The following is a 1,066-nucleotide window of genomic DNA, read 5'->3' as shown; positions in this document are numbered from 1 at the left end:
ATGACGCCGCTACCGATCTCAACGCTTGCCGAGGGAAGAGTGCTGAGTTACGCTCGTACTACACTATAGCGGGAATCCTGATGCGCGCGCCATATTTTGCCGGCTTTACCGCTCTGCTACTTGCCACGACAGCCGGGGCGCAGTCGGCACCTAAAGCCGAGGTGCCGATCAAGACAGCGGTGACGACCGATGCGAAAGCGCCCAAGGGCAGGCTTTCCGATGCCGCGATACCCAAGGCTTATCGCCTCGACTTCACGATCCTGCCGGAGAAGGACAGTTTTTCCGGGCGTAACGAGATCGACGTCACCCTGAAGGCGCCGACGAAATCGCTCTACATGCACGGTCGCGACCTCAAGATCACCAAGGCAGTCGCGATGATCGGCGGGAAGGCGACGTCCGCGGTCTTCACGCAGGTCGACCAGACCGGCACCGCGCGGCTGGACTTCGCGCAGATGCTTCCCGCCGGCCCGGCAACGCTGGCGTTCGAGTAGACCGGCGGCTTGGGCGACAGCGCTTCGGGGCTGTTTCACGTCAAGGTCGGCGACGCCTGGTACAGCTGGACCCAGTTCGAAAGCATCGACGCGCGGGCCGCTTTCCCAAGCTTCGACGAGCCTGGCTTCAAAACGCCGTTCACCGTTTCGCTCACGACGCATCCGGGCTTCGTCGCCGTCAGCAACGCGCCACAGGTTGCGGTCACCAAGGTTACGGGAGGGCTGGAGAAGCACCAGTTCGCCCCGACCAAGCCGCTCCCGACCTACCTAGTCGCGTTCGATACCGGGCCGTTCGTCCACCAGACCGGCATGATCCCGCCAACGCCACAACGCCCCGCGCCGATGCCCTATGGCGCGCTCGCCACCACGGCGCAGAAGGACAAGATGGGCTATGTGATGGCCGAGACGCCGCGCATCGTGTCGTTGCTCGAAAACTATTTCGGCGAGCGGTTTCCCTTTCCCCAGCTGGACCTGATCGGCACGCCGATCATGGCCGGTGCGATGGAGAATGCGGGCGCCGATACGTACGGCGACGGCATCATCTTCCTGGCGCCGGGCGCGACGACCCGCGACAA

The 1,066-nt window shown here is 63.9% G+C and carries 1 pseudogene; it reads left to right on the top strand.

The features are described from left to right. Positions 1 to 80: 80 nt before the first annotated feature. A pseudogene (locus tag U1872_RS22705) lies at positions 81 to 1,066 on the top strand (gluzincin family metallopeptidase); the annotation flags it as partial.

Origin of the sequence: Parasphingomonas frigoris, from assembly GCF_036663815.1 — a bacterium.
Lineage (GTDB): Bacteria > Pseudomonadota > Alphaproteobacteria > Sphingomonadales > Sphingomonadaceae > Sphingomonas.
This window is presented reverse-complemented; position numbering and strand designations above follow the sequence as displayed.